This window comes from Amycolatopsis sp. NPDC023774 (assembly GCF_040639695.1).
Classification (GTDB): Bacteria; Actinomycetota; Actinomycetes; order Mycobacteriales; family Pseudonocardiaceae; genus Amycolatopsis.
In genome coordinates this window covers 14,359-36,760 of the sequence record NZ_JBFAAJ010000026.1, presented here as the reverse complement: position 1 = coordinate 36,760, position 22,402 = coordinate 14,359, and the positions used below count along the sequence as shown (strand labels likewise).

Sequence of the window (22,402 nt, the reverse complement as noted above, 5' to 3'; positions counted from 1 at the left end):
CGCTCCTCGTGCGCTGCAGGGGATTCCGATGGTGGCAGGTGCGCTCCCGTGCCCGCAACCGGAACCTTGACTTCCAGGGTCCAGATTGTCTAGGGTGGCGGCCGTGCGGATGAACCAGGGTGTCGAGTGGTCCGTCCACGTCCTACTGTCGCTCACGTGGCTCGACGACGACGAACCGGTGTCCACCGCGTCTCTCGCGGCCAGCTACGAGCTTCCCGTGGCGTACCTGAACAAGCAGCTGCAGGCCCTGGTGCGTGCGGGGCTGCTGCGTTCGCTCCCGGGCGCGCGCGGCGGGTTCGTGCTCGCGCGCCGGCCTGAGGACATCACGCTGATGGACGTGGTCGCCGCCATCGAAGGCCGGGATCCCGCGTTCCAGTGCACCGAGATCCGGCAGCACGGGATGGGTCAGGAGGCGCCGCAGAGCGCGTTCCGCCGCAAGTGCGCGGTCGACTCGGCCATGCAGCACGCCGAGCACCAGTGGCGCAAAGCCCTGGCGGCCAAGACGATCGCCGACATCCGGGCCGAAGCCGACAGCCACGCTCCTTCGGCCGCCCGGCTGGCCCGCAAGGCCTACGGGCGCACCTGACGAGAACGGCCTGCCGCCTCCAGGTCGGAGGCCGCAGGCCGGACAGAAGTTCAGGCCGGGCGACGGGCCTTCGGATGACGCAGGTGGTCGCGCTCGCGGATCTCGTCCTCGTCGAGGAACGTGAGCATCGGCACGTCGGGCGCGCAGACCATGCAGACCACGAACTTGCTCGCGATGTCCTCGCGCAGATTGCCGGCCTGGTAGTGCACGACGTCGCCGCCGGGCTCCCAGAACGCCTCCCCGGCCTTGATCGGGTAGGGCTCCTCGCCTTCGAGTTCGAACAGGATCTCGCCCTCGAGCACGTAGCCGAACACGGGGCCGGAGTGCCGGTGCGGACCGCTGCCGGGGTCGCCCGGCGGGACGGAGACGGTGCCGACCATGAAATGCGCGCCTTCGGGGACGAACGGCGGCGTGCGCGTGAGCAGGTTGTCGTAGGTGCTGCCTGAGTCGGGTGAAAGGATCATACGGCCAGGTTAGGTCCGTGTCTGCACCAGTGACCGGACCAATCGAAGCCCGATTTCCTGTACCGGTCGGCAACGGCGCCGGCGGACACACTGTCGCGATCGGACGTTGGTCATCCGGGACCACCGTCCGATCGCGACGGTCAGAACGGCCAGTCGGCGTCGCGCCCGGCCTCCAGCAGCGGGATCATCCGGAAGGCCTGGTCGGTCAGGCCGCCGAACGTGTGCCGGTTGCGGCCGCCGCTGGGTGCGTGGCCACGCTCGTATCCGGCGAGGTTCCACGTGTAGAGAGGCGTGGCCGCGGGCACCGCCGTCCCGACGTCGCCGTGCGAGGCCTGCTCGTCGGTGAGGATCACGACGCGGTCGTGGCCGCGCTCGTGCTTCCCGACGGCCAGCTGAGTGTCGGTGCCGTTGCCGAGGAAGTACCCGTCGGCGGTCCAGCGGTCCACCGACTTCAGCAGCGACTCCCGCTGCCGTAGCGGGAACTCGCGGGTGTCATCGGAGAACGAGACGACATCGGCCTTTTCGCACCGCTGCCCGAGCGCGAGCCCAAACACCGCGGCCGCGTCCCACCGCTTCAGCGTGCCGTCCTTCGAGAACCGCGAGGTCATCGACCACGAGGTGTCCACCAGGATCAGGGTGCGGCCCGGCAGCGCCGGGACGTTGGCGAGCGAGTGCGTGATCGCCTGTTCCAGCGCCCACGCCCACCGCAGCGACGGTGCCGCCCGGTAGGCCGAGAGGAACCGCATCGGCAGCTGCCGCGACTTCGAGACCTGCTCCGGATCGGCGAGCCGCGTGGCGACGGCCTGTGCCACCTCGTCGGAAACCCCGGACTGGTCGAAGTTGCGCAGGTTGCGCAGCAGTGCCATGTAGCCCATCGACGGGATCATCGACTCCCACGCGGCCGCGGTCAGCGGCCCCTGGAGCCACCCGGCAAGCGACTCCCACGTCATCCCGGCGCGGCGCAGCGCCTCGGGCGCCGTCGCGGACTCAACCAGCTCACGCCGCCGCTCGACCGGCCACGCCATCAGCTCCCGGTGCGCGCCGAGAGTCCCCAGCACGGCGGGGATCTCGCGGCCGGCGTGGAACCGGACGTCGAGGACGTGCTCGAACAGCGCGTCCTGCCAGCCGGCGCGCGGGCCGGGGTGCGTCAGCCCGAGGACGTCGGCGAACCGGAACCCGCGTGCGTCGGAGTCCCACTTGAGGTAGGAGCTCTCGGTGTAGAGGCGCTGGACGGCGTCGGCGACACCGCGCTTCACCGGCTTGGGCACCGTGCGGCCGTGGACGCCGGTCCAGTAGGCCAGCAGCTCACCCGGCTCGTCGGCGCGCTGCAGGACGCTGTTCACGACCTGGCGCGAGAGACCTTCGAGGCCGGCCTCCCGCCGTGCCGCCGCGAACTCGGCGGCGCCGACGAGCGCCGCCGTCCGCAGGTTCGCGTCCCGGCGCAGCCACGCGAGGAAGCGCACCGTCCACTCGGGATCGGCCAGCGTCGCAGCGCGCACCAGCGCGGCGTACCGGGTGTCGCGCTGCTCGGCGCTCTCGTAGAAGGTGTGCTCGCCGACCAGGTTGGTCACCGCGAGCAGGAACAGTTCGCTCTTGGCATCGCGCGCGTAGCCGGCCCCGCCTTCGTGGGTGCGCCCGCTCGCGACGGCCTCGCTGGAGATCGGCGAGCGGGCCGCCCGCAGCGCGCCGAGGATGTTGAACTTGGCCATGGGTCGACCCCCTCTGTGTGGTGTGTTCGGTGGTGGGAGCCGGATAAGCTCTCGATCCGGTTCAGGTGCGCCCGAGAAAGATCGGCGACGGTGTACAGGAATCGAACCTGCGAGCACCAGTGAAGTAACCGTTGCCCGCGCACCGGGCACAGCTGAACCTCCGGCTCCTCGGCGAACCCGGGAGCGTGCGATCACTGTAGCCCGGCGGATCCGGTGGTGTCGCGAGGTTTTTCCCAGACCGGGTCAGGGTTCGATGACCAGCCGCGAGATCAGCCCGTTTTGTCGAGCGTGAAGCGGAAGTGCAGGTCGACCTGACCGCCGGGGAAGTCGCCTTCCAGGTGGTGCGTGGCGACGAAGCGGCCGTCGTCGATCTGCTCGGTGGCGATCAACGTACTGGTGTAGGTGTATCCGGTCGCGGTGCCCTCGAGCCAGGCACGGATTTGGGCGTGGCCGTGGTAGGTGTGGCCGTCGTCGGTGACGGTGGCGGCGGGCGTGAAGCGCGGCAGCGCGCGCTCGGTGTCGCGAGTTTCGTGCGCGGCGAGGTACTCGGTGATCGGCCGGGGCAGTGGGTGGTCATGCGGGTCTCCTGGGTTCGGTTGCGAGGGACGGCACCACCGTCGGCCCTCTCCCGGGGAGAGGGTCAAATCCGAGTCGACCCTCTCCCCGGGAGAAGGTGCACAGTGGTCTCATGCGGTCAGGTCTGACGATCGGCGAGTTCGCCCAGCTCACGCGCTTGAGCGTGCGCACGCTGCGCCGGTATCACGAGGCGGGGCTGCTGGCGCCCGCGTCGGTCGACGACGCCACGGGCTACCGCTACTACGCGCGCGAGCAGATCCCCAACGCCCAGGTGATCCACCGGCTGCGCGAGCTCGACGTGCCGCTCGCCGAGGTGAAGCACATCCTCGCGACGAGTGATTCGCGAACGCGCGCCGACCTTGTTGCCGGGCACCTGCGGCGGCTGGAGGACCGGCTCGATCGCACGCGCGCCGCGGTCGCGTCGTTGCGGCAGCTGCTGAAGCCGGACCTCGAGGAGCCGGCAGTCGAGCTGCGCTCGGTGCCCGCGCGAACCGTCGCGGCGATCGAGGCCACTGTGGACCTCGACGACGTGCTGGAGTGGTACGACGCGGCGATGTCCGAACTGGACGCCGCCCTCACCGGGCGCGAGGGCTTCGCGCCGCCGGGTGGCCTGTACGACAACGAGCTGTTCACCGCCGGCCGCGGCACTGCCATGGTCTACCGGCCGGTGCTCGACGCACCGGCTGTCGGTCGCGTTGCGCCGCGCACGATTCCGGCCACCGATCTCGCCGTGACGGTGCACGTCGGCGAGCACGACGACATCGACGTCACCTACGGCCGGCTGGGCGACTGGGTGGTGCAGCACGCGCTCGCGGTGGCCGGTCCCGTGCACGAGATGTACCTGTGCGGCCCGCGTGACGACCCGGATCCGCGGTCGTGGCGCACGGAGATCGGCTGGCCCGTGTTCCGGGTGTCCCCGGTCTGACGCCGCGCGTGGAGCGTCCGCCGGGAGGTGGCCGTGGACGGGGCCGGGATCCTGTGGGGACGTGAGCGGGCCTGCGGTGTGCTTGATGAGCTGCTGCGTGACGTGCGCGCGGGGCAGTCCTGGTGCTCGTGGTGCGTGGGGAGGCGGGCGTCGGAAGGCGGCGCTGCTCGATCACCTCGCGGGACAGGCGCCGCCGTGCCCACCGCATCGGCATCACGCTCGGCGCCGACCAGCCGCGGATGCCGGGCGCGTTCGGTCGTTTCGGCGACGGCCGGCTGCCCGGCTCGCCGTTCTTCCCGCCCGCGGCGTTCGCAGCGGCCAACCAGGTCGTCGACGACGCGGCGGAGCAGGCCGGCCGCCGTGGTGCGCCGGCTCTGCCACGTCGCGGGTTCTTCGGTACCGGTTTCCTTACCGGTCCCCCGAAACATGGGCCGAGCAGCTGGGCGAGCTCACGCTGACCGAGCGGGTCAGCACCTCCCTGCTCTACCGCGTGGGCGAGGCGACGTCATCCACCGGTTCGGCGAGGAGGTCGCGCCCGCCGCGCGGGCGCTCGTCTCGCCGCACGCGGGAAGTAGCGGCCTCCGGCCGGCGCCCGGCCGACGTACGATACGGCGGCTCGCACGCGGACTCCTCCGCGCGCCCGGCCCGAGGAGTCGCCGTTGTCGGCCGCACCGTCCGCTCCCGCTTCCTCCACGTGGGCGCCGCTGCGCCGGCACGTGTTCCGTGCCCTGTGGTTCGCGCAACTGGGCTCGAACGTCGGCAGCTGGATGCAGTCGGTCGGTGCGCAGTGGACGGTCGTGCACCAGCCGGGCGCGGCCACCCTGACCTCGATCGTGCAGGCCGCGAGCCTGATCCCCGTGCTGTTCGTGTCGTTGCCCGCGGGCGTGCTGGCCGACGTGCTCGACCGGCGGCGGATCATCGCGGTGCTCACGGCGGTGATGGTCGTGATCACGGGGCTCCTGGCGGTGCTGAGCAGCCAGGACCTCGTGACACCGGCAACGCTGATCACGATCACGCTGCTGCTCGGCGTGTGCCAGGCGCTGATGAGCCCCGCGTGGCAGGCGATCCAGCCCGAGCTGGTGCCGCGCGAGGAGCTGCCGGCCGCGGCGGCGCTGGGCAGTCTCAACGTCAACATCGCGCGGGCGATCGGGCCGGCGCTGGCCGGGTTCGTGCTGGCGCTGACCGGGCCGGCGGTGGTGTTCGGCATCAACGCCGGGTCGGACCTGCTGATCCTGGCGGCGGTCTTGACGTGGCGCCGCGCCACCACGGAGCTGGCCGGCCCGGCGGAACCCCTGCTGCCCGCCTTGCGCGCGGGTATCCGGTATGTGCGGTATGCGCCCGGTGTCCGCCGGATCCTGGTGCGCGCCTTGGTCTTCGTACTGCCCGCGTCGGCGTTGTGGGGTCTGCTGCCGGTCGTCGCCGCTGCCCGGCTCGGTCTCGGTTCCGGCGGCTACGGCGTGCTGCTCGGCGCACTCGGCCTCGGCGCGGTGGGCGGCGCGGTGCTGATGCGGCCGATGCGCGCGCGGTTCGGCCGCAACACGCTGCTGGGGGCCGCCACCATCGCGTACGCGGTCGGGGTGTTCGCCGCCGCGCTGCTGCCGAGTGCCGTGGTGGTCGCGCTCCTGCTCGTGCCGGGCGGCGCCGGCTGGCTGGCGGGACTGTCCACTTTGAACACCACATTGCAGCTCGCGCTACCGGCCTGGGTCCGCGCGCGGGCGCTGGCGGTGTACCTGATGATCTTCCTGGGCGGCCAGGGCGTCGGTGCGCTCATCTGGGGGCTGGTCGCCGCCGCGGCGGGCGCGGCGACGACGCTTGCCGTCTCCGGTGTGCTGCTCGTGCTGGGCGCGGCGTCGCTGTTCGTGCTCCCGATCCACGCCCGCACGGGCGAGCTGGACCGCACGATCGTCACGCCGTGGCCGGAACCGGAGATCGCCGTCCTCACCGGCGACGAGGAAGCCCTCGATCCCGCCGCGGGGCCGGTGCTGGTCGAGGTCTCCTACCACGTCCCGGCCGAACGCTCGGCCGAGTTCCTGGCCGCCCTCGCGCGCGTCGGTGTCTCGCGGCAGCGCACGGGCGCGCGCCGGTGGAGCGCCTACCGCGACCTCGGCGTGCCGGGCCGCTACGTCGAGGTGTTCGAGGTCGCGACCTGGGCCGAACACCTGCGCCAGCACCACGAACGCATCACCGGCCAGGACGCCGGCCTCTACGGCGAGGCCGCGAAGTTCTCGCTGGAACCGCCGTCGACACGGCACCTGCTGGCGAACTGACGTCCGGGGAGTCCGTCGACACCCGCACAACCGGGAGGTTCGCGGCGCCTTCGCCGAGCGGAATACAGTCCTCCGCATGAGCACAAGTGAGGGCGTGGCGGGCGTCAATCCGCCGCAGTACCCGATCGAATCCGTCGACAACGCGCTCAAGCTGCTGCTGCTGTTCGGGGAGCGGTCGGAGGTGCGGCTGGCGGAGGTGAGCGAGTACCTCGGCGTCGCCTCGTCCACGGCGCACCGGCTCATGGCGATGCTGCTCTACCGCGGGTTCGTGCGGCAGAACGCGGCCACGAAGGCCTACGAGCCGGGTACGGCACTGACCGGCGTGGCGTTCTCGATCCTCGAGCGGTTCGACTTCCGCCAGGTGCTGCGGCCCTACCTCGAACGCCTCAACGCCGAGCTGCGCGAGACTGTCCACCTAGGCGTGCTCGACGGCACGAGCGTGCGGTTCGTCGACGCGATCGAGAGCCCGCAGGCGGTCCGCGTCGGGTCGCGGCTGGGCAGCTCGCTGCCGGCGAGCTCGACGTCGTCGGGCAAGGCGATGCTGGCCGGTCTCACCACCGATCAGCTGCGGGTGCTCTACCCGGACGAGCGGATCACCGGGCTCACCGACCGCAGCATCCGCACCCGCGGTGACCTCGAAGCCGAGCTCGCGCGGGTGCGGGAGCGGGGCTACGCCACCAGCGCCGAGGAGAGCGAGGCCGGGGTGTCCTCGGTGGCGGTCGCCTTTCCGGTGACGGTGGGGGCCGGCCGGATCTCGTTCAACGTCGCCGTGCCAGCGAGCCGCATGCCCGAGTCACAGCAACTCATCGTCGCGACGGCGCTCCAGGCGATCGTGCGGGAGGCGACGCCGCTGCTGCACAGCTGAGTCCCTGCTTTCCGGACGGCGGTGACCTGGGCCAGACGCCCAGGTCACCGCCGTTTTTTGACGCCCCGGACCCGGGTGTCCGACCTCACCTGACCGGCGGAAAGCCGACGTGGGGTGTGGTCATTCTGCTCTGCAGAAGGCTACTCTTCCTATTGCGGTCGTCACGGAGACGACATATGAAAGGAGAACGGGATGGCCATCGTTCACGCGGATCGGGGGAAATGCCGGGGCTGGGCCAACTGCGTGGCGGGCGCCGACGACGTGTTCGACATCGACGACGACGGCGTCGTCACGCTGCTGCGCGAAGCCATCGGACCGCACGAGGTCGGGCGCGTCGGCGAGGTCGCGCGCCGGTGCCCCGAAGCCGCGCTGGCGTGGACGGGGCATGAGGCCGCGCACGGTCGTCGTCGGTGCGTCCGTCGCCGGGGTGCGCGTGGCCCAGGCGCTGCGGTCGTACGGCTACGAGGGCCGCGTCGTGCTGGTCGGGCAGGAAGACGAGCTCCCGTACGACAAGCCACCGCTGTCCAAGGCGGTGCTCGCCGGCTCGGCCGCGCTCGACGACGTCCGGCTGCTCACCGAACGCGAAGCGGCCGATGCGGAGATAGAACTCGAGCTCGGTCAGGCCGCGACCCGGCTTGACCTGCTCGGATCCCGCGTGCACCTGGCCGACGGGTCCGCCCTCGGCTTCGACGACCTGGTGATCGCCACCGGCGCGAGCGCCCGGCCCGCCGGCTGGGAGCACCTCGACGGCGTCCACTCGCTGCGCACGGCGGCCGACGCCCGGGGGCTGCGGGAGGACCTCGACGGCGGCGGCCCGGTGGTCGTGATCGGCGGCGGCTTCATCGGCGCGGAGGTCGCGGCCACCGCGAACCGGCTCGGCCTGCCCGACGTGACCGTGCTCGACGCCACGCCGGCGTTGCTGTCCCGCGCGGTGCCGGAAGTGTTCGGCGACCGGCTGGCGGACCTGCACCGGCGGCACGGAGTCCGGGTGCGGCTCGGCGCCCGCGTCGCCACGGTCGAGCAGAGCCGCGCCCGGCTGCGGATCAGGCTCGACGATGGGTCCGAAGTGGACGCCGCCACCGTGGTCGTCGGCATCGGGGCCGTGCCGAACGACGCGTGGGTGACCGGTTCCGGGCTGAAGGTCGAGGACGGTGTCGTCTGCGACCCGTTCGGCCGCGCAGCGCCGCACGTGTTCGCGGTCGGCGACGTCTCCCGCCGGCAGATCGCCCGCCGCGGCCGCGCGGTGCGGTTCGAGCACTGGACCAACGCGGTCGAACAGGCCGCGTGCGTCGCCCACACCCTCGCGCACCCGGGTGACCCCCGCGCGCACGAACCGGCCGAGTACGTCTGGACCGACCAGTACGACTGGAAGGTGCAGATCGTCGGCGATCCCCGGGCCGGCACCGAAAACCGGCTGTTCGACCGCTCCGGCGACGCGTTCGCGATGGTCTTCGGCGCCGGCGGCCGGCCGACGGGCGCCGTGGTCGTCAACTGGCCGAAAGCACTCGCCGACTGCCGGCGTGCCCTCGCGGCCGCGAAGCCGTTCGCCGAGTTGTGCGAAGAACTCCAGCATCTGTCCGCCAAGACCCAGTGATAGGAGCCGCCATGAACTACGTCCTCAACCCGGCCGACATCGCCTGGCACCGCCTCGAGAAGCCGGGGTTCCCCGGCATCGGGTTCCAGTTCAGCGAAAGCGTGGTCGACGACGACTACACCTCCGTCTACAGTGTCCAGCTCTCGAAGATCGGGCCGGGCGGGAAGTCGAAGCTGCACCGGGATCCGTACAACCACGCGTTCTACGTCACCGCCGGCACCGGTTCGGTCCGCATCGGCAAGGACAGCTGGGACGTGGAGCCGGGCAGCGTCGTGAAGATCCCGGCCGGGCTGCCGCACGGGTTCTCCAACACCGGGGACGTGGACCTCGAGTTCGTCGTGATCTACTGCCCGCCCTACGTCGCCGGCACCGACCCGGTGAAGGAGCTCGAAAGCTGAGTCCCGACCAGGGGCACCCGGCCGCGACCGGGTGCCCCTTCCCCCTCTTCCCCTTGCGCCCGTGCGACCCACCGGAGTGTCCATGTCCCGCACCGCCGCGGCTTCCACGCTGCGCAGATCTGTCCTCGTCAGCCTCGCCGGCTCCGCCATCGAGTGGTACGACTTCTTCGTCTACGCCTCAGCGACCGCGCTCGTGTTCGGCAAGATCTTCTTCCCGGCCAGTGATCCGCTCGCCGGCACCCTCCTCGCGTTCAGCACTTTCGCGGTCGGCTTCGTCGTCCGGCCCGTGGGCGCCGCGCTGTTCGGCCACTTCGGCGACCGCGTGGGCCGCAAACCCGCTCTCGTCACGGCGATGCTCACGATGGGGCTCGCCACCACCGCGGTCGGGCTCGTGCCGCCGTACGCGTCGATCGGCGCGGCCGCACCGGTTCTGCTTGTTGTGCTCCGTTTGGTGCAGGGCCTCGCGCTCGGCGGTCAGTGGGGTGGGGCCGTGCTGCTCGTGACCGAGAACGCGCCGCCGGGCCGGCGCGGGTTCTACGGCAGTTTCGCGCAGCTCGGGGTGCCGATCGCGTTGATCCTCGCGAACGTCGTGTTCCTCGTGGCCGCCAAGGCGTTGCCCGAGGACGCCTTCCTCACCTGGGGTTGGCGGATTCCCTTCCTGCTCAGCATTCTCCTCGTCGCGGTCGCGTTGTACGCGCAGAGCCGGGTCGCGGAGCACACGCCTGCCGCACCCCGCGGCGGCGGCCGCGCGCCACTGGTCGAGCTCCTGCGCCGCTACCCGCGCCAGATCGTGCTCGCGGCCGGAGCGACGATGGTCGGTGGCACCAGCTACTACCTGCTGGCGGTGTACCTGGTTTCGTACGCCACCGACCACCTGCACCAGCCGCGCGGCACCGTCCTCGTCGGAGTGCTGGTCTCGGCCGCCGTGTGCGTGGTCGCGATGCCCGCGTTCGCCGCGTGGTCCGACGTGGTCGGCCGGCGCCGTATCTTCCTGACGGGCGCGGTCCTCTTCGCGCTGTGGGCGTTCCCGCTCCTCCGGCTCGTCGAGACAGGCTCGCCCGTGCTCGTCGGGCTCGGGCTCGTGGTCGGCCAGGTGTTCTTCGCGATGACCTACGGCCCGGCGCCCGCCCTGTTCGCCGAGCTGTTCGGCGAACGCGTGCGCTACACCGGCATCTCGCTCGGCTACCAGATCGGCTCCGTGCTCGGTGGTGCGTTCGCCCCGATCATCGCGACCGCCCTGCTGGCCGGCACGAACTGGTCGGGTTCCATTGCGCTGTACGCGATCGCCGTCTGCGGGATCTCCTTCGCCGCGGTGTGGTTCGCGCCGGACCGGCCGGCCGGTTCACGCGCTGCGCGCGGCGCTCTCGTCCGGGTCCCAGGGGCCGATGACGGGTCCCGCTGAGCCGAAGCCCTCGCCCGCCGGCCGGTCGCCGAACACGACCGGCCGGCGCGGCGTGGTGTCGTGGTGCAGCTGGAAGACGTCGAAGCGGTTGTAGGCACCGACGATGTCGTGCATCTGCTTCGGCTGGATGCAGCGGGCCAGGTCGATCTCGGCGTAGACAATGCCCTCTTCGTCGACGAGCGGCTCGACGACGGGGTTGCCGTCGGGGCCGAAGATGCCCGACAGCGCGCTGTTCGGGCGGCGCATCAGCTCGGCTATGCCCGCGTCGTCGCCCGCGGCGATCTCGATCATCTCGTCGGTGATGGTGGAGCAGGCGACCACGGAGAACAGCTTGCCCTCGAAGGCGTGGGCGGCGCTGCGCACGGCGATCGCCTGGGCCATGTCGTAGTCGGCGGGCGCGACGGGCAGGGAGATGTAGCTGGCGACGTGGACCAGTTCTCCTTGCGCCAGCAGGGAGAACCGGGCGAGCGTGTTGGTGTTCTCGCCGCACGCCAGCGCGCCGAGCGGGCCGACGGCGGAGTCGAGCACGCGCACGGTGCTGCCGTCGCCGCCGCCCCACGTGAGCTTTTCGGCCCACGTCGGCACGAGCTTGCGGTGGACGTTGAGGACCGAGCCGTCGGGGCCGATCGTGACGACGCTGTTGTAGATCAGCCCGAGGCTGTGGCGGCTGCGTTCGTTGACGCCGATGACCACCGTGGTCTTCGTCGCCGCGGCGGCGGCGCGCAGGGCGTCGAGGTGCGGGCCGGGGATGTCGATGGCGGTGCGGTAGAGGCGCTCGTACCACGGCGAGCCCTGCACCGGGTTCATCGTCCAGTTCCAGTACGGGTAGCCGGGCACGAACACCTCGGGGAACGCGATGAGGGAGGCGCCGTGCGAAGCGGCTTCGGTGATGAGCGACACGGCCTTGGCGACCGTCGCGGCGGTGTCGAGGTACACGGGCGCGGCCTGCACGGCGGCGGCGGTGAAACGGGGGAAGTCTTCCACGGTTCAGACGCTCCTGTTCGGGGTTCCGGCGGGTACGGGGGTCCAGCGCGAACGGGCCGGCGAGGGTTCGTTCGCGCGCAAGGTGAGCAACGGGCGGGCGCGGCCGCCGCTGGGCGGTTTGGCCTCGCCGCCGGCCTGGATGGGCGGCCAGTACGCGCCGGGCCCGGAGTAGCCGAGCTCGGCCGCCGCGTGCAGCGCCCACGACGGATCGTGCAGCTGTGCCCGGCCGATGCCGACGAGGTCCGCACGGCCGGCGAGCACGATCGAGTTCGCGTCGTCGCAGCTGGAGATGCCGCCGACGGCGATCGTCGGCACGCCGACGTCGGCGCGGATCCGTTCGGCGAACGGCGTCTGGTAGCTACGGCCGTATGCCGGTCGTTCGTGCGCGACGACCTCGCCGCTGGACACGTCGATCGCGTCCGCCCCGAGTTCGGCGAGTGCGGTGGCGATCCGCACGCTGTCCTCGATCGTCGTGCCGCCCTCGGCCCAGTCGACGGCCGAGAGCCGCACGAGCAGCGGTTTGTAGTGCGGCCAGACGGCGCGCACCGCGGAGACGACGGCGAGCGGGAAGCGCAGGCGGTTCTCCAGGCTCCCGCCGTAGCCGTCGGTGCGGCGGTTCGTGAGCGGCGACAGGAACGTCGAGAGCAGGAAACCGTGTCCGGCCTGCGGTTCGAGAACGTCGAAGCCCGCCTCGTCGGCCCGGCGCGCGGCCGCGGCGAAGTCCTCGATCAGCACCTGGAGCTCGGGTTCCGCGAGCTCGTGCGGCACGGGGAGGTCGCCGTGCGCCAGCGCCGAGGGGGCGACGGTCCGCCAGCCGTTGGCGGCCAGGGCCGGGCCCAGCGGTGCCGCGTCGGGCACCGTCGTGGAGCCCTTGGGCCCGGAGTGGCTGAGCTGCACGCCGATCAGCGCGCCGGTGTGCGCGTGCACGGCGTTCGTTATGCGGCGCCACGCCGTGGCCTGCTCGTCGGTGTACAGGCCGGGGCACGCGGGCGTGACGCGGCCGTGCGCGGTCGCGGCGGTCATCCCGGTGAGCACGAGACCGGCGCCGCCGAGGGCTTTGCCCGAAAGGTGCAGCAGTTCTGCTTCGCCGGGAACGCCGTCGACCGCGCTGTACGTCGCGATGGGCGCGGCGACGATGCGGTTGCGCAGGTGCCGTCCGGCCAGGACGAGCGGCTGGAACAGCGGCGGCGTGCCGTCTTCGCGGCCGCCGGGGGTGACCGCGTCGAACCAGCGGTCGACCGAGCGGATGTAGGCGGGGTCGCGCAGGCGCAGGTTGTCGTAGGTGACGCGGCGGCTGCGCGTGAGGAGGTTGAACGCGAACTGCGGCGGTTCCTGGCCCACGACGTGGTCGATCGTCTCGAACCACTCCAGGCTCGCCTGTGCCGCGCGCTGCGTGGACTCGACGACGGGCCGGCGTTCGGTCTCGTAGTGCTCCAGCGCCGCGGCGAGGTCGCCGGGCGTGGCCTCCAGCGCGGCGGCGAGCGCCAGCGCATCCTCCATGGCCAGTTTGGTACCCGAGCCGATGGAGAAGTGCGCGGTGTGGGCGGCGTCGCCGAGCAGCACGACGTTGCCGTGCCGCCACGTCTTGTTGCGCACGGTCGTGAAGCGCAGCCACTTCGAGTTGTTCGTGAGCAGTTCCGCGTCGCCGAGGAAACCGTGCAACAGTTCGCGGCAGCGTTCGACGCTCGCCGTGTCGCTGACGCCGGGACCGAAGGTGCCGTCGGTGAACCCGGCGCGGCGCCACGTGTGGTCGTTCATCTCGACGATGAACGTGCTGCGGTCTGCGCTGAAGGGGTAGGCGTGCACCTGCACCGGGCCGAACTCGGTCTCCTCGACCAGGAAGGTGAACGCCTCCAGCACGCGGTCGGTGGCCAGCCACATGTAATGGCACCGGCGCACGTCGAGCGAGGGGCGGAACACATGCTCGAAGCGCTTGCGGATGGCGGAGTTCACGCCGTCGGCCGCGATCACGAGGTCGTGGTCGGCGGCGAGCCGCTCGACGTCGGGCGCCTCGGTGCGGAACCGGACGTCGACGCCGAGGTCGTGGCAGCGGCGCTGCAGGATCTCCAACAAGCGTTTGCGGGCAATGGCCGCGAAGCCGTGGCCGCTCGAAGTCTGCGTGGTGCCGCGGTAGTGCACGTCGATGTCGCTCCACCGGGCGAACTCCCGCTCCATCGAGGAGAATACGGTGGGGTCGGCGTTGGTGATGCCTTCGAGCGTCTCGTTGGAGAAGACGACGCCGAAGCCGAACGTGTCGTCGGCGGCGTTGCGTTCCCAGACGGTGACCTCGCGGCTCGGGTCGAGCTGCTTGGCGAGCGCGGCGAAGTACAGCCCGCCGGGCCCGCCGCCCACGATGGCGATCCTCATCGCGCCGGCACCTCCCTCGTGAGCGCGGTCCGCACCGCGTCGGGCCACGGTGTGGCGGCCGGCGCGTCGGGTTCGGCGTGGACCACGACGACGGAACCGTCGGCCGCGATCCCGTTCGGGCCGTGGACCACGAAGGCGAACGTGAGTGACGTACGCCCGAGCTGGGCGACGCGGAACGTGACGCGGACGGGGTCGCCGAACCACAGCCGGCCCCGGTAGTTCACCTCGTGGCGCACCCGAGGGGTGCGGCCGAAAAGCCACGCGAGGTCCTTGCCCCGCAACAGATCTGCTTCGGCCTCTTCGGCCCAGCGCAGGACCACGGAGTTGTGCTGGTGGCCCGACGCATCGGTGTCGTGCCATTCGACCCGTCGATCGATCGTGGTCTCGAGACCGTCGAGCGGGGGAGAACCCGCGGAAGGGGATGTCGGCATGAGTTTTCCTCCTGGCGCCCTTGACATCACGAACGGTATAGCTGAACTATGACTGTCGTCAAGAAAACGACATACGGATGGGAAGGCGCGATGACCACACACAGCGACGACCAGCTGGGCCGCGCACGGGTGACGGACAACGAAGATCTGCGGGCGTACTACGAGAAGCTGGAACAGCTCGACGCCGGTGCACTGTGGACGATCGCGAACAAGATCGAGCCGTGGTACCCGCAGCCGCAGTCCGTACCGCTCAAGTGGAGCTACGAGCAGCTGCGCCCGCTGGTGCTCGAAGCGCTCAACCTGGTCAGTGGTGACGACGCCGGCCGCCGGGTGGTGGCGCTGTACAACCCGCTGCGGCGCGACATCGCGGCCACGGTGGGACTCCTGTACACCGGCTTGCAGGTGATGGCGCCCGGCGAGTCGATGACCGCGCACCGGCACCAGGCCGCCGCACTGCGGTTCGTGCTGGAGGGCACCGGCGCGTGGACGGTCGTCGACGGGCAGAAGCTCAAGGTCGGCCCGCGCGACTTCGCCATCACCCCGAACTGGACCTGGCACGAGCACGGCAACGAGGGCCTCGAAGGCGTCGACGGCCCGGTGATCTGGCAGGACGGCCTGGACATCCCGCTGGTCAACGCGCTCGACGCGCCGTTCTACGAGGTGCACCCGGACGTCTACCAGAAGCAGGACGGGGTCGTGAACTCCTCGCTGCTGACCTACGGCGCCGGGCAGCTGCGCCCGTTCGGCGACACGTGGCACAAGAACCACTCGCCGCTGCTGGCCTACCCGTGGGAACCGACGTACGAAGCGCTGCTCAACGCGGCGAAGGCGAGCGACGGTTCGCCGTACGACGGCATCATCATGGAGTACAGCAACCCGCTCACCGGCGGTTCGGTGATGCCGACCATGAGCGCGCACATGCAGCTGCTGCGTGCCGGTGAATCCACGCTCGCCCACCGCCAGGTGGGGTCGAAGATCTACACCGCCGCCAAGGGCAGCGGCACCTCGATCGTCGCGGGCAAGCGGATCGACTGGTCCGAAGGCGACATCTTCTGCGTCCCGTCCTGGGCGTGGCACGAGCACGCCAACGCCAGCCGCTCGGACGACGCGTGCCTGTTCTCGTTCAACGACTTCCCGGTGATGCGCTCACTCGGCTTCTTCCGCGAGGAAGCCTATTCGGACAACGACGGTCACCAGTCGCTCGCCTGAGCTCACTGTCCACTTCGAACGGAGTTCCTTCATGTTGCTCGTCACGTTCGCCGGTCCTGACGGACAGGACCGGCTCGGGATCCACGACGGCACCGACGTCGTCGACGTCCGGGCCGCGGCGACCGACCGCGGAATCATCGCCCCGGCGTCGATGCTCGACGTGATCCAGGCCGGCACCGCGGCGCTGGAGTCCCTGGTGGATTCCCCCCTACGGAGTCCACTGGAGACAGTGACCCTGCGCGCGCCGCTGCGGCCGGGCAAGATCGTGGGCGTCGGGCTCAACTACACCGAGCACGTCGCGGAGTCCGCGCGGACACTCGACACCGAGAAGGAGCTTCCGCAGCGCCCGGTGCTGTTCAGCAAGCCGGCCACCGCCGTCGTCGGCCCGGGGGAGCCGATTCGGCACAACGGTGACCTCACTGCGCAGCTGGACTGGGAGTGCGAGCTCGCCGTGGTGATCGGGAAGACGGCGAAGCGCGTGCCGGCGGAGGACGCGATGGACCACGTGTTCGGCTACAGCATCGTCAACGACATCAGCGCCCGTGACCAGCGGCGTTCGGGGCAGTGGTTCTTCTCCAAGGGGCAGGACTCCTACGCGCCGTTCGGCCCGGCGATCCGGACCGCCGACGACGTGGCCGACCCGTACGCGCTGGAGCTGTCGCTGCGCGTGAACGGCGACGTGAAACAGAAGTCGAGCACCAAGTACCTGCTGTTCCGCATCGCCGAGCTCATCGCCGACATCAGTTCCGGCATGACGCTGGAGCCGGGCGACGTGATCGCGACCGGCTCGCCCGCCGGGGTGGGCGCGAGCTTCACGCCGCAGCAGTTCCTGAAGCCCGGCGACGTCGTGGAAGCGTCCATTCAGGACATCGGCACGCTGCGCAACCCCGTGGTGGACGCCCGATGACCGCGCGGACCTACCGCATCGGCCAGATCGTGCCGAGTTCCAACGTCACGATGGAGACGGAGATCCCGGCGATCTTCCGGGCGCGCGAAACCGTCGCGCCGGAGCGGTTCACCTTCCACTCCAGCCGCATGCGGATGAAACACGTGCGCAAGGAGGAGCTCGCGGCGATGGACGCCGACTCCGGTCGGTGCGCGGCCGAGCTGTCGGACGCGCACGTCGACGTGCTTGGCTACGCGTGCCTGGTCGCCATCATGAGCCTGGGTCACGGTTACCACCGCACGTCGGAGTCGACGCTCGCGCGGATCACCGAGGAGAACGACGCGCCGGCGCCGGTCGTCACGAGCGCGGGGGCCCTGGTGAACGCGCTCGACGTGCTGGGGGCGAAGTCGATCGCCGTGATCTGCCCATACCTCAAGCCGTTGACCGAGACCGTCGTGGACTACATCCGCGACGAGGGCGTCGAGGTGACCGACTACACCGCGCTGGAGATCCCCGACAACCTCGAGGTGGCCGCCCACGACCCGCGCGAGCTCGTGCCGCTTGCCCGCGACCTCGACCACTCTGGTGCCGACGCCGTCGTGCTGTCGGCCTGCGTGCAGATGCCCTCGCTGGCGTCGATCGACATCGTCGAGAACGAACTCGGCAAACCCGTGCTCTCGGCGTCGATCGCCACCGCCCACCAGATGATGCGCGCGCTCGGCCTGCCCGCCGTCGCGCCCGGCGCCGGTGCTCTGCTGTCCGGCCGCTACGCCGAATCCCCTTATCCCGTCCCGCCCGCCGTCGGCTGACGGACTCCCAGGAAGGCCGCAGATGGAGCTCACCCCATCGGCCCACGTCGACTCGTTCTGCCGCGACAACCTCCCCGCGCCGGCGGACCGGCCCGAGTTCCGGTTCACGCTGCCCGAGCTCGCCTACCCGCCGAAGCTGAACTGCGCCGTCGAGCTTCTGCGCGGGAGTATAGGCCGCTTCGGCGCCGACCGGCCGTGCCTGCTCACGGACACCGAAACCTGGAGTTACGCCGACCTCGACCGGCGCAGCGACCAGGTCGCCCAGGTGCTCGTACGAGATTTCGGGGTGGTGCCCGGCAATCGCGTGCTGCTGCGCGGGCCGAACAACCCGTGGCTGGTGGCGGCGTGGTTCGCGGTGCTGGAGACGGGCGCCGTGCCCGTCACGACGATGCCGCTGCTGCGGGCCCGCGAGATCGACGATCTGGTCGAGCTCACGCGGCCTCGCCTGATCATCACTGACCACCGCTTCACCGCCGACCTCGCGCACGTCGCGTTGCCGGTGGTCACCTACGGCGCCGACGGTCCTGACGACCTGGCAGCTCAGGCAGGCGGTGTGCGCGAGCCGTTCGCCGCCGTGGACACCGCGGGCGACGACGTCGCCCTGCTGGCCCCGACGTCCGGCACCACCGGAAAACCCAAAGCCACCATGCACTTCCACCGCGACGTGCTGGCCACCACGGACACCTTCGCCCGGTACGTCCTCAAGCCCGTCGCCGACGACGTCTTCACCGGTACCCCGCCGATCGGCTTCACCTTCGGCCTCGGCGGCCTGGTCCTGTTCCCCCTGCGGTTCGGCGCTTCGACGCTGCTGCTGGAGAAGGCGTCCCCGGAAGAACTCGCCGACGCGGTCGAACGCCACCACGTCACGGTGCTCTTCACCGCCCCCACCGCGTACAAGGCTCTGCTGTCCTCCGGCAAAGCGGCGGCGCTGTCGAAACTCCGACGCTGCGTGTCCGCCGGCGAACACCTGCCCGTGTCGACGTGGGAGGATTTTCACACCGCCACCGGGATCAAGATCATCAACGGCATCGGCGGCACCGAGATGCTCCACATTTTCGTGTCGGCGGCGGACGACGACATCCGCCCGGGCTCCACGGGCCGTGCCGTGCCCGGCTTCGAAGCCACCGTCCTCGACGACGCCGGCCGGCCCGTCCCCGACGGCACACCCGGCCGTCTCGCGGTGAAGGGACCCACGGGCTGCCGCTACCTCGCCGACAGCCGCCAGAAGAACTATGTCGACAACGGCTGGAACCTCACAGGCGACACGTACGTCCGTGACGCCGACGGTTATTTCTGGTATCGGGCCCGCAACGACGACATGATCGTCTCCTCCGGCTACAACATCGCGGGCCCCGAGGTGGAGCAGGCACTACTGGCCCACCCGGACGTGCTGGAGGCCGCCGTGGTCGCCGCCCCGGACCCCGCTCGCGGCACCATCGTGCACGCCTTCGTCCACTTGCGACCCGGCGCGGTCGAGGACGCCGCCGCTCTGCAGGCTTTCGTCAAACAGGCGATCGCGCCGTACAAGTACCCGCGGGCGATCGACTTCGTGACGGAGCTGCCGAAGACCCCGAGCGGGAAGATCCAGCACTACCGGCTCAGGGAGCTGGTGGCTGCCCGGAACCGGCAACAGTAGCCGTTGGAGTTCGCGCCGATCAGGGTCGGGCGAACCGAAGCGTCGGTGAGGCGGAGGCCGGTGACGCGGAGGCCGGTGACGCCGGGGACGTTCAGTGCGGGGTCCACGACGGTGCCCAGCGCACAGGTGCCACAGGCGTGGAAGTAGCTGCCCGTGCTCTGGTTCAGGACCTCCTCCTCGACGGCGGGGTTCATCGAAGCCGGCCCGGGCAGGACTCCCTAGTCGCGCTATGAGTCGAGCGCTGTGGCGGTGCCGGCGTGCCGGGCGAGGCGCAAGCCGGCCAGCGTGCCGGCGAGGTCGCGCGGGTCGCGGAGCAACGCGGGATCCCACGGCGGGCGCGACGGCCGGCTCGGTGACGCGAGCGTCGCCGAGCCTCGGGAGTGCGGGGACATACAACTGAAGCCCGATGGTGAACCCCGTCGTCGGACTGGACCGGGGTGGCCGGAAGTACGGGATGTCCACGAACAGCAGCTGCACGTCGGGCGATTTGACGTCGGAGCTGTTGCAGACGGCGGTGGCGAGGTCGCTGTGTTGCTGGCGCGCCGGGCAACGCGCGGGCGTTCGAGTACCCGGCGCCGGTCAACGGGCGGTCCAACAGGTTCCGGCCGACGCCCGTCAGCGGGATCCGCGGCGTCAAGCCGGCCTGCTCCAGCGCGGCCGGGTCGCCGATGCCCCAGCGCATCAGCCGGTGCGGTGAGCCGACCGCGTCGGCGGCCACCACGGACCGATCGGCCTCGGTAGCAGCCGGGAAGTCGCCGACGCGGTACTCGGACGCCGGTGCAGTGGCTGCCCATGAGCACGAGCCGGGTGACGAGCGCGCCGGTCACGGTGCGGCCGGTTCAGCGCCGGGCGCTGGTACGCGTCGGCTGCGGACGGGCGCGCGCCGTCGACGATGTTCATCTCCAGTCGGCTCTCGCCCTCCGGCTCGGCGCCGTTGAGGTCGGGCGATTCGGGGAACCCGCGCTCCCGGTACGGCGGCCGGCGCGCGCGGTGTGGGCCAGGGCATGCCGGACGGGCGGCGGCGCGACCCGCACGGGGCCGTCGGTGCCGCGTTACGTCGGGTCGCTGCCGGGCGGCGGTTCACTGCGGCGGGAGTAGGGCCGCAGGCCGCCGTAGCGCCGGTCGTCGACGCCCCCCCACGTCGTAGCCGGCGCGGTGGCCCCGCAGGTGCGCCATGGCGTGGATCGAGCTCGACCCGCCGAGCGTGCGCCCGCGCGGGTACGGCAGCTCGACGCCGTGCGGGCCCGGCTGCGGGCGGGGTGGTGTGGAAGTTCCGGTCGACCGAGTCGCCCTGCAGGCCGGCCACCGGGCGGCACCCCATCACGTCCCGCCCGGTGGCGGGACCGGCCTCCAGCAGCAGGACGGTCGTCGCGTCTTCGCTCAGCCGCGCGGCGAGGACCGAACCGGCCGTGCCCCGCCCACCAGTCGTACTTCATCGCTCGGGTGTCCCTCCTCGACGGGCACCTCGGGGTGCCCACGGCCCTGAAGCCAGACCCACGCGGGTAGAAGAGGGCTCAGCCAGGAGTCGCCGTTCCTCGGCCGGGCCAGCTGTGCGGGTGCGCCGGTCCGCACCGGACGGCCCCGTGCCCCGGCCGACGCACGCTGTGACCAGGAAAAGACGGATGGCGACGAGGAGCTCCGAGCTCGGCGAGTTCCTGTGGGCACGCCGTGCCCGCGTCGACGTCGCCCAGGTCGGGCTGCCGCAGACGGCCCGCCGCCGGGTGCGCGCGCGGCGGCGCGAGGAGGTCGCGGCGCCGGCCGGGCTCAGCGCCGGCTATTACGCGCGCCTGGAGCAGGGCCACCGACTCACCGCGTCGCACGAGGTGCTCGACGCCTGGTGCGCGTGTCCCGCGCGCAGCAGCGCCCCCCGCCGGACGCCCTCGTCGAGCAGGCCCCGCATGCGCGGCCTGCTCGACGAGCTTGGGCCGCGTGCCCGTGATCCTCCTCGGCCGCGACACCGGGGTGCTCGCCGCCGACAGGTCGTGTGCCTGGTGTTCGCGGACTACCCCGGCATGCAAGCGCGCAACCGCGTGATCGTGCGGTGGCCATTGGGCCACGAGTCCGCCCGCGTCCGGCACGACGACTGGGCGGGCATCGGCGAGGAGATCGTCGGCATGCTGCGTCTCGCCCTCGCTCTCGCCCTCGGCCGCGATCCCGAGGACCCGCGGGCACCGCGCGTGGTGGCCGAGCTCTCCGCGACCAGCCGCTGTTCCGCCGCGTGCGGGCGACCACCGGGTGGAGGCGGCCCGCACTCGACGAAGCGCGTGTTCCACTCGGTCGGCGTCGAGCGAAGCTCTGCGCCGAGCACCTGGCCTCCCCAGCCGCACTCCGGCAGAAATTTTTCACGTACATCCCACCCCGGAACGGGCACCACGCAACGGTCCACGAACGCCCGGCCAGGGGAAACGTGCCGGCGAGCTGACCTTCGGGGCGACTGCGGACTCTGGCCGCACTGGGACCGGGTCCACCCCCGGTGATTCATTCGTGACCCGATCGGGTAAGTCGGCAGGAAGTGCGCTTACCGCGGATCGGGGAGGTGGTGGCGTTGACCGGGGCCCGAAGCACCGGCCGTCCGGGTACCTGGGTGCTGCCGCTGCACGGCACCACGGCGGCGACGGTGCGGACCATGCGCAGGTGGGTGTCGCAGCACCTGGACACCTTGGGTGACGAGCACCGCGACGACGTGCTCCTCGTCGCCACCGAACTGCTCGCCAACGCCCACGACCACGGCGACGGACCGCGCCACCTGCAGCTGTGGCACAGCCTGCGCCCGTGCACCGTGCGGGTCGAGGTGGCCGACCGCAACCTCGTGCAGCCGACCATGGGCCTGTCTCGCCTGCCCGGCCCGCGCGGCCGCGGGCTCCTGCTGGTCGACCGCTTGTCGGTGACGTGGGGCGTGTTGCCCGAGACCGAGTTCGAGCGCAAGACGGTGTGGGCGCAGATCCCGTGCCTCGGCCGGTGTCCCCGGCCCGGGCGGACGGGTGATCAGGCCACCTACGGCGGCGGATCCGGCGAGCTGGCCGGCTGAGGCCACGACTGTCCCCTGTGGACGGACCCACCGGCGCGAATGACGGCGTCTCCACGGCCCGCCCCGCGCGTCGTCTCCTCGCGAACCCGCGCGGAAGCCCCGCCGCCGCCGCTCCCGCCGAGCTGGCCAGGTCTCATCCGGCGCGGGTGAAGCGCGAGCCGTGTGCGGACGGTGACCGTATCCCCGGGACCCACCGGCCGGAGCCGCCGCGCAGGTCCGGCCACACCGGAGTGACATCGGGGAGTCGCCCGTCGACGCGGGGCACC

At 71.4% G+C, this 22,402-nt stretch carries 22 protein-coding genes and 1 pseudogene; 15 read left to right on the top strand and 8 right to left on the bottom strand.

All coding sequences use genetic code 11. The annotated features are described in order from the left end of the window. The first annotated feature begins 109 nt into the window (after positions 1–109). Positions 110–586, top strand: coding sequence for an Rrf2 family transcriptional regulator (locus AB0F91_RS35980; RefSeq protein WP_360605120.1), 477 nt, complete (start codon positions 110–112; stop codon positions 584–586). 50 nt (positions 587–636) lie between these two features. On the opposite strand, the gene AB0F91_RS35975 is transcribed toward AB0F91_RS35980, so the two are convergent. The 3 genes from AB0F91_RS35975 to AB0F91_RS35965 form a co-directional block, all read right to left on the bottom strand. Continuing rightward, positions 637–1,050: a cupin domain-containing protein gene (locus tag AB0F91_RS35975; protein ID WP_360604990.1), complete on the bottom strand. Its 414-nt coding sequence runs from the start codon at positions 1,048–1,050 to the stop codon at positions 637–639. 140 nt (positions 1,051–1,190) lie between these two features. Beyond that, positions 1,191–2,759, bottom strand: coding sequence for a TROVE domain-containing protein (locus tag AB0F91_RS35970; RefSeq protein ID WP_360604988.1), 1,569 nt, complete (start codon positions 2,757–2,759; stop codon positions 1,191–1,193). Between the two features lie 269 nt (positions 2,760–3,028). Beyond that, a complete protein-coding gene (locus AB0F91_RS35965) occupies positions 3,029–3,403 on the bottom strand; it encodes a nuclear transport factor 2 family protein (protein WP_360604986.1) in 375 nt (124 codons plus the stop codon). A 44-nt stretch (positions 3,404–3,447) separates the two neighbouring features. Here AB0F91_RS35965 and AB0F91_RS35960 point away from each other — a divergent pair, with 44 nt between their 5' ends. The 8 genes and pseudogenes from AB0F91_RS35960 to AB0F91_RS35925 all read left to right on the top strand — a co-directional run bounded on the left by AB0F91_RS35960 (position 3,448) and on the right by AB0F91_RS35925 (position 10,786). Next, on the top strand, positions 3,448–4,260 hold the full coding sequence (locus tag AB0F91_RS35960; protein ID WP_360604984.1) for a MerR family transcriptional regulator: 813 nt from the start codon (positions 3,448–3,450) through the stop codon (positions 4,258–4,260). 122 nt (positions 4,261–4,382) lie between these two features. Next, a complete protein-coding gene (locus tag AB0F91_RS35955; protein WP_360604982.1) occupies positions 4,383–4,718 on the top strand; it encodes a hypothetical protein in 336 nt (111 codons plus the stop codon). 201 nt (positions 4,719–4,919) lie between these two features. Further along, a complete protein-coding gene (locus AB0F91_RS35950; RefSeq protein WP_360604980.1) occupies positions 4,920–6,527 on the top strand; it encodes an MFS transporter in 1,608 nt (535 codons plus the stop codon). 76 nt (positions 6,528–6,603) lie between these two features. After that, entirely contained in the window at positions 6,604–7,392 is a 789-nt protein-coding gene (locus AB0F91_RS35945; RefSeq protein ID WP_360604978.1) for an IclR family transcriptional regulator, read from the top strand. 192 nt (positions 7,393–7,584) lie between these two features. Next, a pseudogene (locus AB0F91_RS35940) lies at positions 7,585–7,758 on the top strand (ferredoxin); the annotation flags it as partial. Positions 7,759–7,777: 19 nt separating this feature from the next. Continuing rightward, complete coding sequence (locus tag AB0F91_RS35935) at positions 7,778–8,986, top strand: FAD-dependent oxidoreductase (protein WP_360604976.1); 1,209 nt, start codon at positions 7,778–7,780, stop codon at positions 8,984–8,986. 11 nt (positions 8,987–8,997) lie between these two features. Continuing rightward, entirely contained in the window at positions 8,998–9,384 is a 387-nt protein-coding gene (locus tag AB0F91_RS35930; protein ID WP_360604974.1) for a cupin domain-containing protein, read from the top strand. A gap of 82 nt (positions 9,385–9,466) precedes the next feature. Beyond that, a complete protein-coding gene (locus AB0F91_RS35925) occupies positions 9,467–10,786 on the top strand; it encodes an MFS transporter (protein WP_360604972.1) in 1,320 nt (439 codons plus the stop codon). Here the strand turns inward: AB0F91_RS35925 and AB0F91_RS35920 are convergent. Genes AB0F91_RS35920 through AB0F91_RS35910 form a run of 3 tightly spaced genes read right to left on the bottom strand, consistent with a single transcriptional unit; the run spans position 10,727 to position 14,568 of the window. Continuing rightward, positions 10,727–11,770 carry a carbon-nitrogen hydrolase family protein gene (locus AB0F91_RS35920; RefSeq protein WP_360604970.1) on the bottom strand — a complete coding sequence of 348 codons (1,044 nt, stop codon included), beginning with the start codon at positions 11,768–11,770 and terminating at the stop codon, positions 10,727–10,729. The two genes, AB0F91_RS35925 and AB0F91_RS35920, sit on opposite strands and share 60 nt — an antisense overlap. Before the next feature lie 3 nt (positions 11,771–11,773). Then, a complete protein-coding gene (locus AB0F91_RS35915; RefSeq protein ID WP_360604968.1) occupies positions 11,774–14,137 on the bottom strand; it encodes an FAD-dependent monooxygenase in 2,364 nt (787 codons plus the stop codon). Next, entirely contained in the window at positions 14,134–14,568 is a 435-nt protein-coding gene (locus AB0F91_RS35910; RefSeq protein WP_360604966.1) for a thioesterase family protein, read from the bottom strand. Before AB0F91_RS35910 ends, AB0F91_RS35915 begins: the two co-directional genes overlap by 4 nt. A gap of 90 nt (positions 14,569–14,658) precedes the next feature. On the opposite strand from AB0F91_RS35910, the gene AB0F91_RS35905 reads away from it, so the two are divergent. Genes AB0F91_RS35905 through AB0F91_RS35890 form a run of 4 tightly spaced genes read left to right on the top strand, consistent with a single transcriptional unit; the run spans position 14,659 to position 19,108 of the window. After that, entirely contained in the window at positions 14,659–15,777 is a 1,119-nt protein-coding gene (locus AB0F91_RS35905; RefSeq protein ID WP_360604964.1) for a cupin domain-containing protein, read from the top strand. 31 nt (positions 15,778–15,808) lie between these two features. Further along, positions 15,809–16,684: a fumarylacetoacetate hydrolase family protein gene (locus tag AB0F91_RS35900; RefSeq protein WP_360604962.1), complete on the top strand. Its 876-nt coding sequence runs from the start codon at positions 15,809–15,811 to the stop codon at positions 16,682–16,684. Further along, positions 16,681–17,472, top strand: coding sequence for an Asp/Glu racemase (locus AB0F91_RS35895; RefSeq protein ID WP_360604960.1), 792 nt, complete (start codon positions 16,681–16,683; stop codon positions 17,470–17,472). The genes AB0F91_RS35900 and AB0F91_RS35895 overlap by 4 nt, the downstream gene beginning before the upstream one ends. A gap of 22 nt (positions 17,473–17,494) precedes the next feature. Continuing rightward, positions 17,495–19,108 (top strand): AMP-binding protein, encoded by a 1,614-nt coding sequence (locus AB0F91_RS35890; protein WP_360604958.1) that lies wholly within the window; start codon positions 17,495–17,497, stop codon positions 19,106–19,108. On the opposite strand, the gene AB0F91_RS35885 is transcribed toward AB0F91_RS35890, so the two are convergent. Beyond that, entirely contained in the window at positions 19,063–19,302 is a 240-nt protein-coding gene (locus tag AB0F91_RS35885; RefSeq protein WP_360604956.1) for a GMC oxidoreductase, read from the bottom strand. The two genes, AB0F91_RS35890 and AB0F91_RS35885, sit on opposite strands and share 46 nt — an antisense overlap. A 33-nt stretch (positions 19,303–19,335) precedes the next feature. Then, a complete protein-coding gene (locus AB0F91_RS35880) occupies positions 19,336–19,500 on the bottom strand; it encodes a hypothetical protein (protein WP_360604954.1) in 165 nt (54 codons plus the stop codon). 1,230 nt (positions 19,501–20,730) lie between these two features. Here AB0F91_RS35880 and AB0F91_RS35875 point away from each other — a divergent pair. Both AB0F91_RS35875 and AB0F91_RS35870 read left to right on the top strand, forming a co-directional pair. Further along, the gene (locus tag AB0F91_RS35875; protein WP_360604952.1) at positions 20,731–21,585 is read left to right on the top strand and encodes a hypothetical protein; all 855 of its coding nucleotides are present in this window, start codon (positions 20,731–20,733) and stop codon (positions 21,583–21,585) included. 68 nt (positions 21,586–21,653) lie between these two features. Further along, positions 21,654–22,136 carry an ATP-binding protein gene (locus AB0F91_RS35870; RefSeq protein WP_360604950.1) on the top strand — a complete coding sequence of 161 codons (483 nt, stop codon included), beginning with the start codon at positions 21,654–21,656 and terminating at the stop codon, positions 22,134–22,136. Positions 22,137–22,402 lie beyond the last annotated feature (266 nt).

Bases quoted from the DNA above. Each gene is read 5' to 3' on its own strand.
- AB0F91_RS35890 (WP_360604958.1), top strand. From the start codon at position 17,495: ATGGAGCTCACCCCATCGGCCCACGTCGACTCGTTCTGCCGCGACAAC.
- AB0F91_RS35905 (WP_360604964.1), top strand. From the start codon at position 14,659: ATGACCACACACAGCGACGACCAGCTGGGCCGCGCACGGGTGACGGAC.
- AB0F91_RS35925 (WP_360604972.1), top strand. From the start codon at position 9,467: ATGTCCCGCACCGCCGCGGCTTCCACGCTGCGCAGATCTGTCCTCGTC.
- AB0F91_RS35930 (WP_360604974.1), top strand. From the start codon at position 8,998: ATGAACTACGTCCTCAACCCGGCCGACATCGCCTGGCACCGCCTCGAG.
- AB0F91_RS35915 (WP_360604968.1), bottom strand. From the start codon at position 14,137: ATGAGGATCGCCATCGTGGGCGGCGGGCCCGGCGGGCTGTACTTCGCC.
- AB0F91_RS35960 (WP_360604984.1), top strand. From the start codon at position 3,448: ATGCGGTCAGGTCTGACGATCGGCGAGTTCGCCCAGCTCACGCGCTTG.
- AB0F91_RS35970 (WP_360604988.1), bottom strand. From the start codon at position 2,759: ATGGCCAAGTTCAACATCCTCGGCGCGCTGCGGGCGGCCCGCTCGCCG.
- AB0F91_RS35900 (WP_360604962.1), top strand. From the start codon at position 15,809: ATGTTGCTCGTCACGTTCGCCGGTCCTGACGGACAGGACCGGCTCGGG.
- AB0F91_RS35875 (WP_360604952.1), top strand. From the start codon at position 20,731: ATGGCGACGAGGAGCTCCGAGCTCGGCGAGTTCCTGTGGGCACGCCGT.
- AB0F91_RS35880 (WP_360604954.1), bottom strand. From the start codon at position 19,500: ATGTCCCCGCACTCCCGAGGCTCGGCGACGCTCGCGTCACCGAGCCGG.
- AB0F91_RS35910 (WP_360604966.1), bottom strand. From the start codon at position 14,568: ATGCCGACATCCCCTTCCGCGGGTTCTCCCCCGCTCGACGGTCTCGAG.
- AB0F91_RS35935 (WP_360604976.1), top strand. From the start codon at position 7,778: ATGAGGCCGCGCACGGTCGTCGTCGGTGCGTCCGTCGCCGGGGTGCGC.
- AB0F91_RS35885 (WP_360604956.1), bottom strand. From the start codon at position 19,302: ATGAACCCCGCCGTCGAGGAGGAGGTCCTGAACCAGAGCACGGGCAGC.
- AB0F91_RS35945 (WP_360604978.1), top strand. From the start codon at position 6,604: ATGAGCACAAGTGAGGGCGTGGCGGGCGTCAATCCGCCGCAGTACCCG.
- AB0F91_RS35975 (WP_360604990.1), bottom strand. From the start codon at position 1,050: ATGATCCTTTCACCCGACTCAGGCAGCACCTACGACAACCTGCTCACG.
- AB0F91_RS35895 (WP_360604960.1), top strand. From the start codon at position 16,681: ATGACCGCGCGGACCTACCGCATCGGCCAGATCGTGCCGAGTTCCAAC.
- AB0F91_RS35980 (WP_360605120.1), top strand. From the start codon at position 110: ATGAACCAGGGTGTCGAGTGGTCCGTCCACGTCCTACTGTCGCTCACG.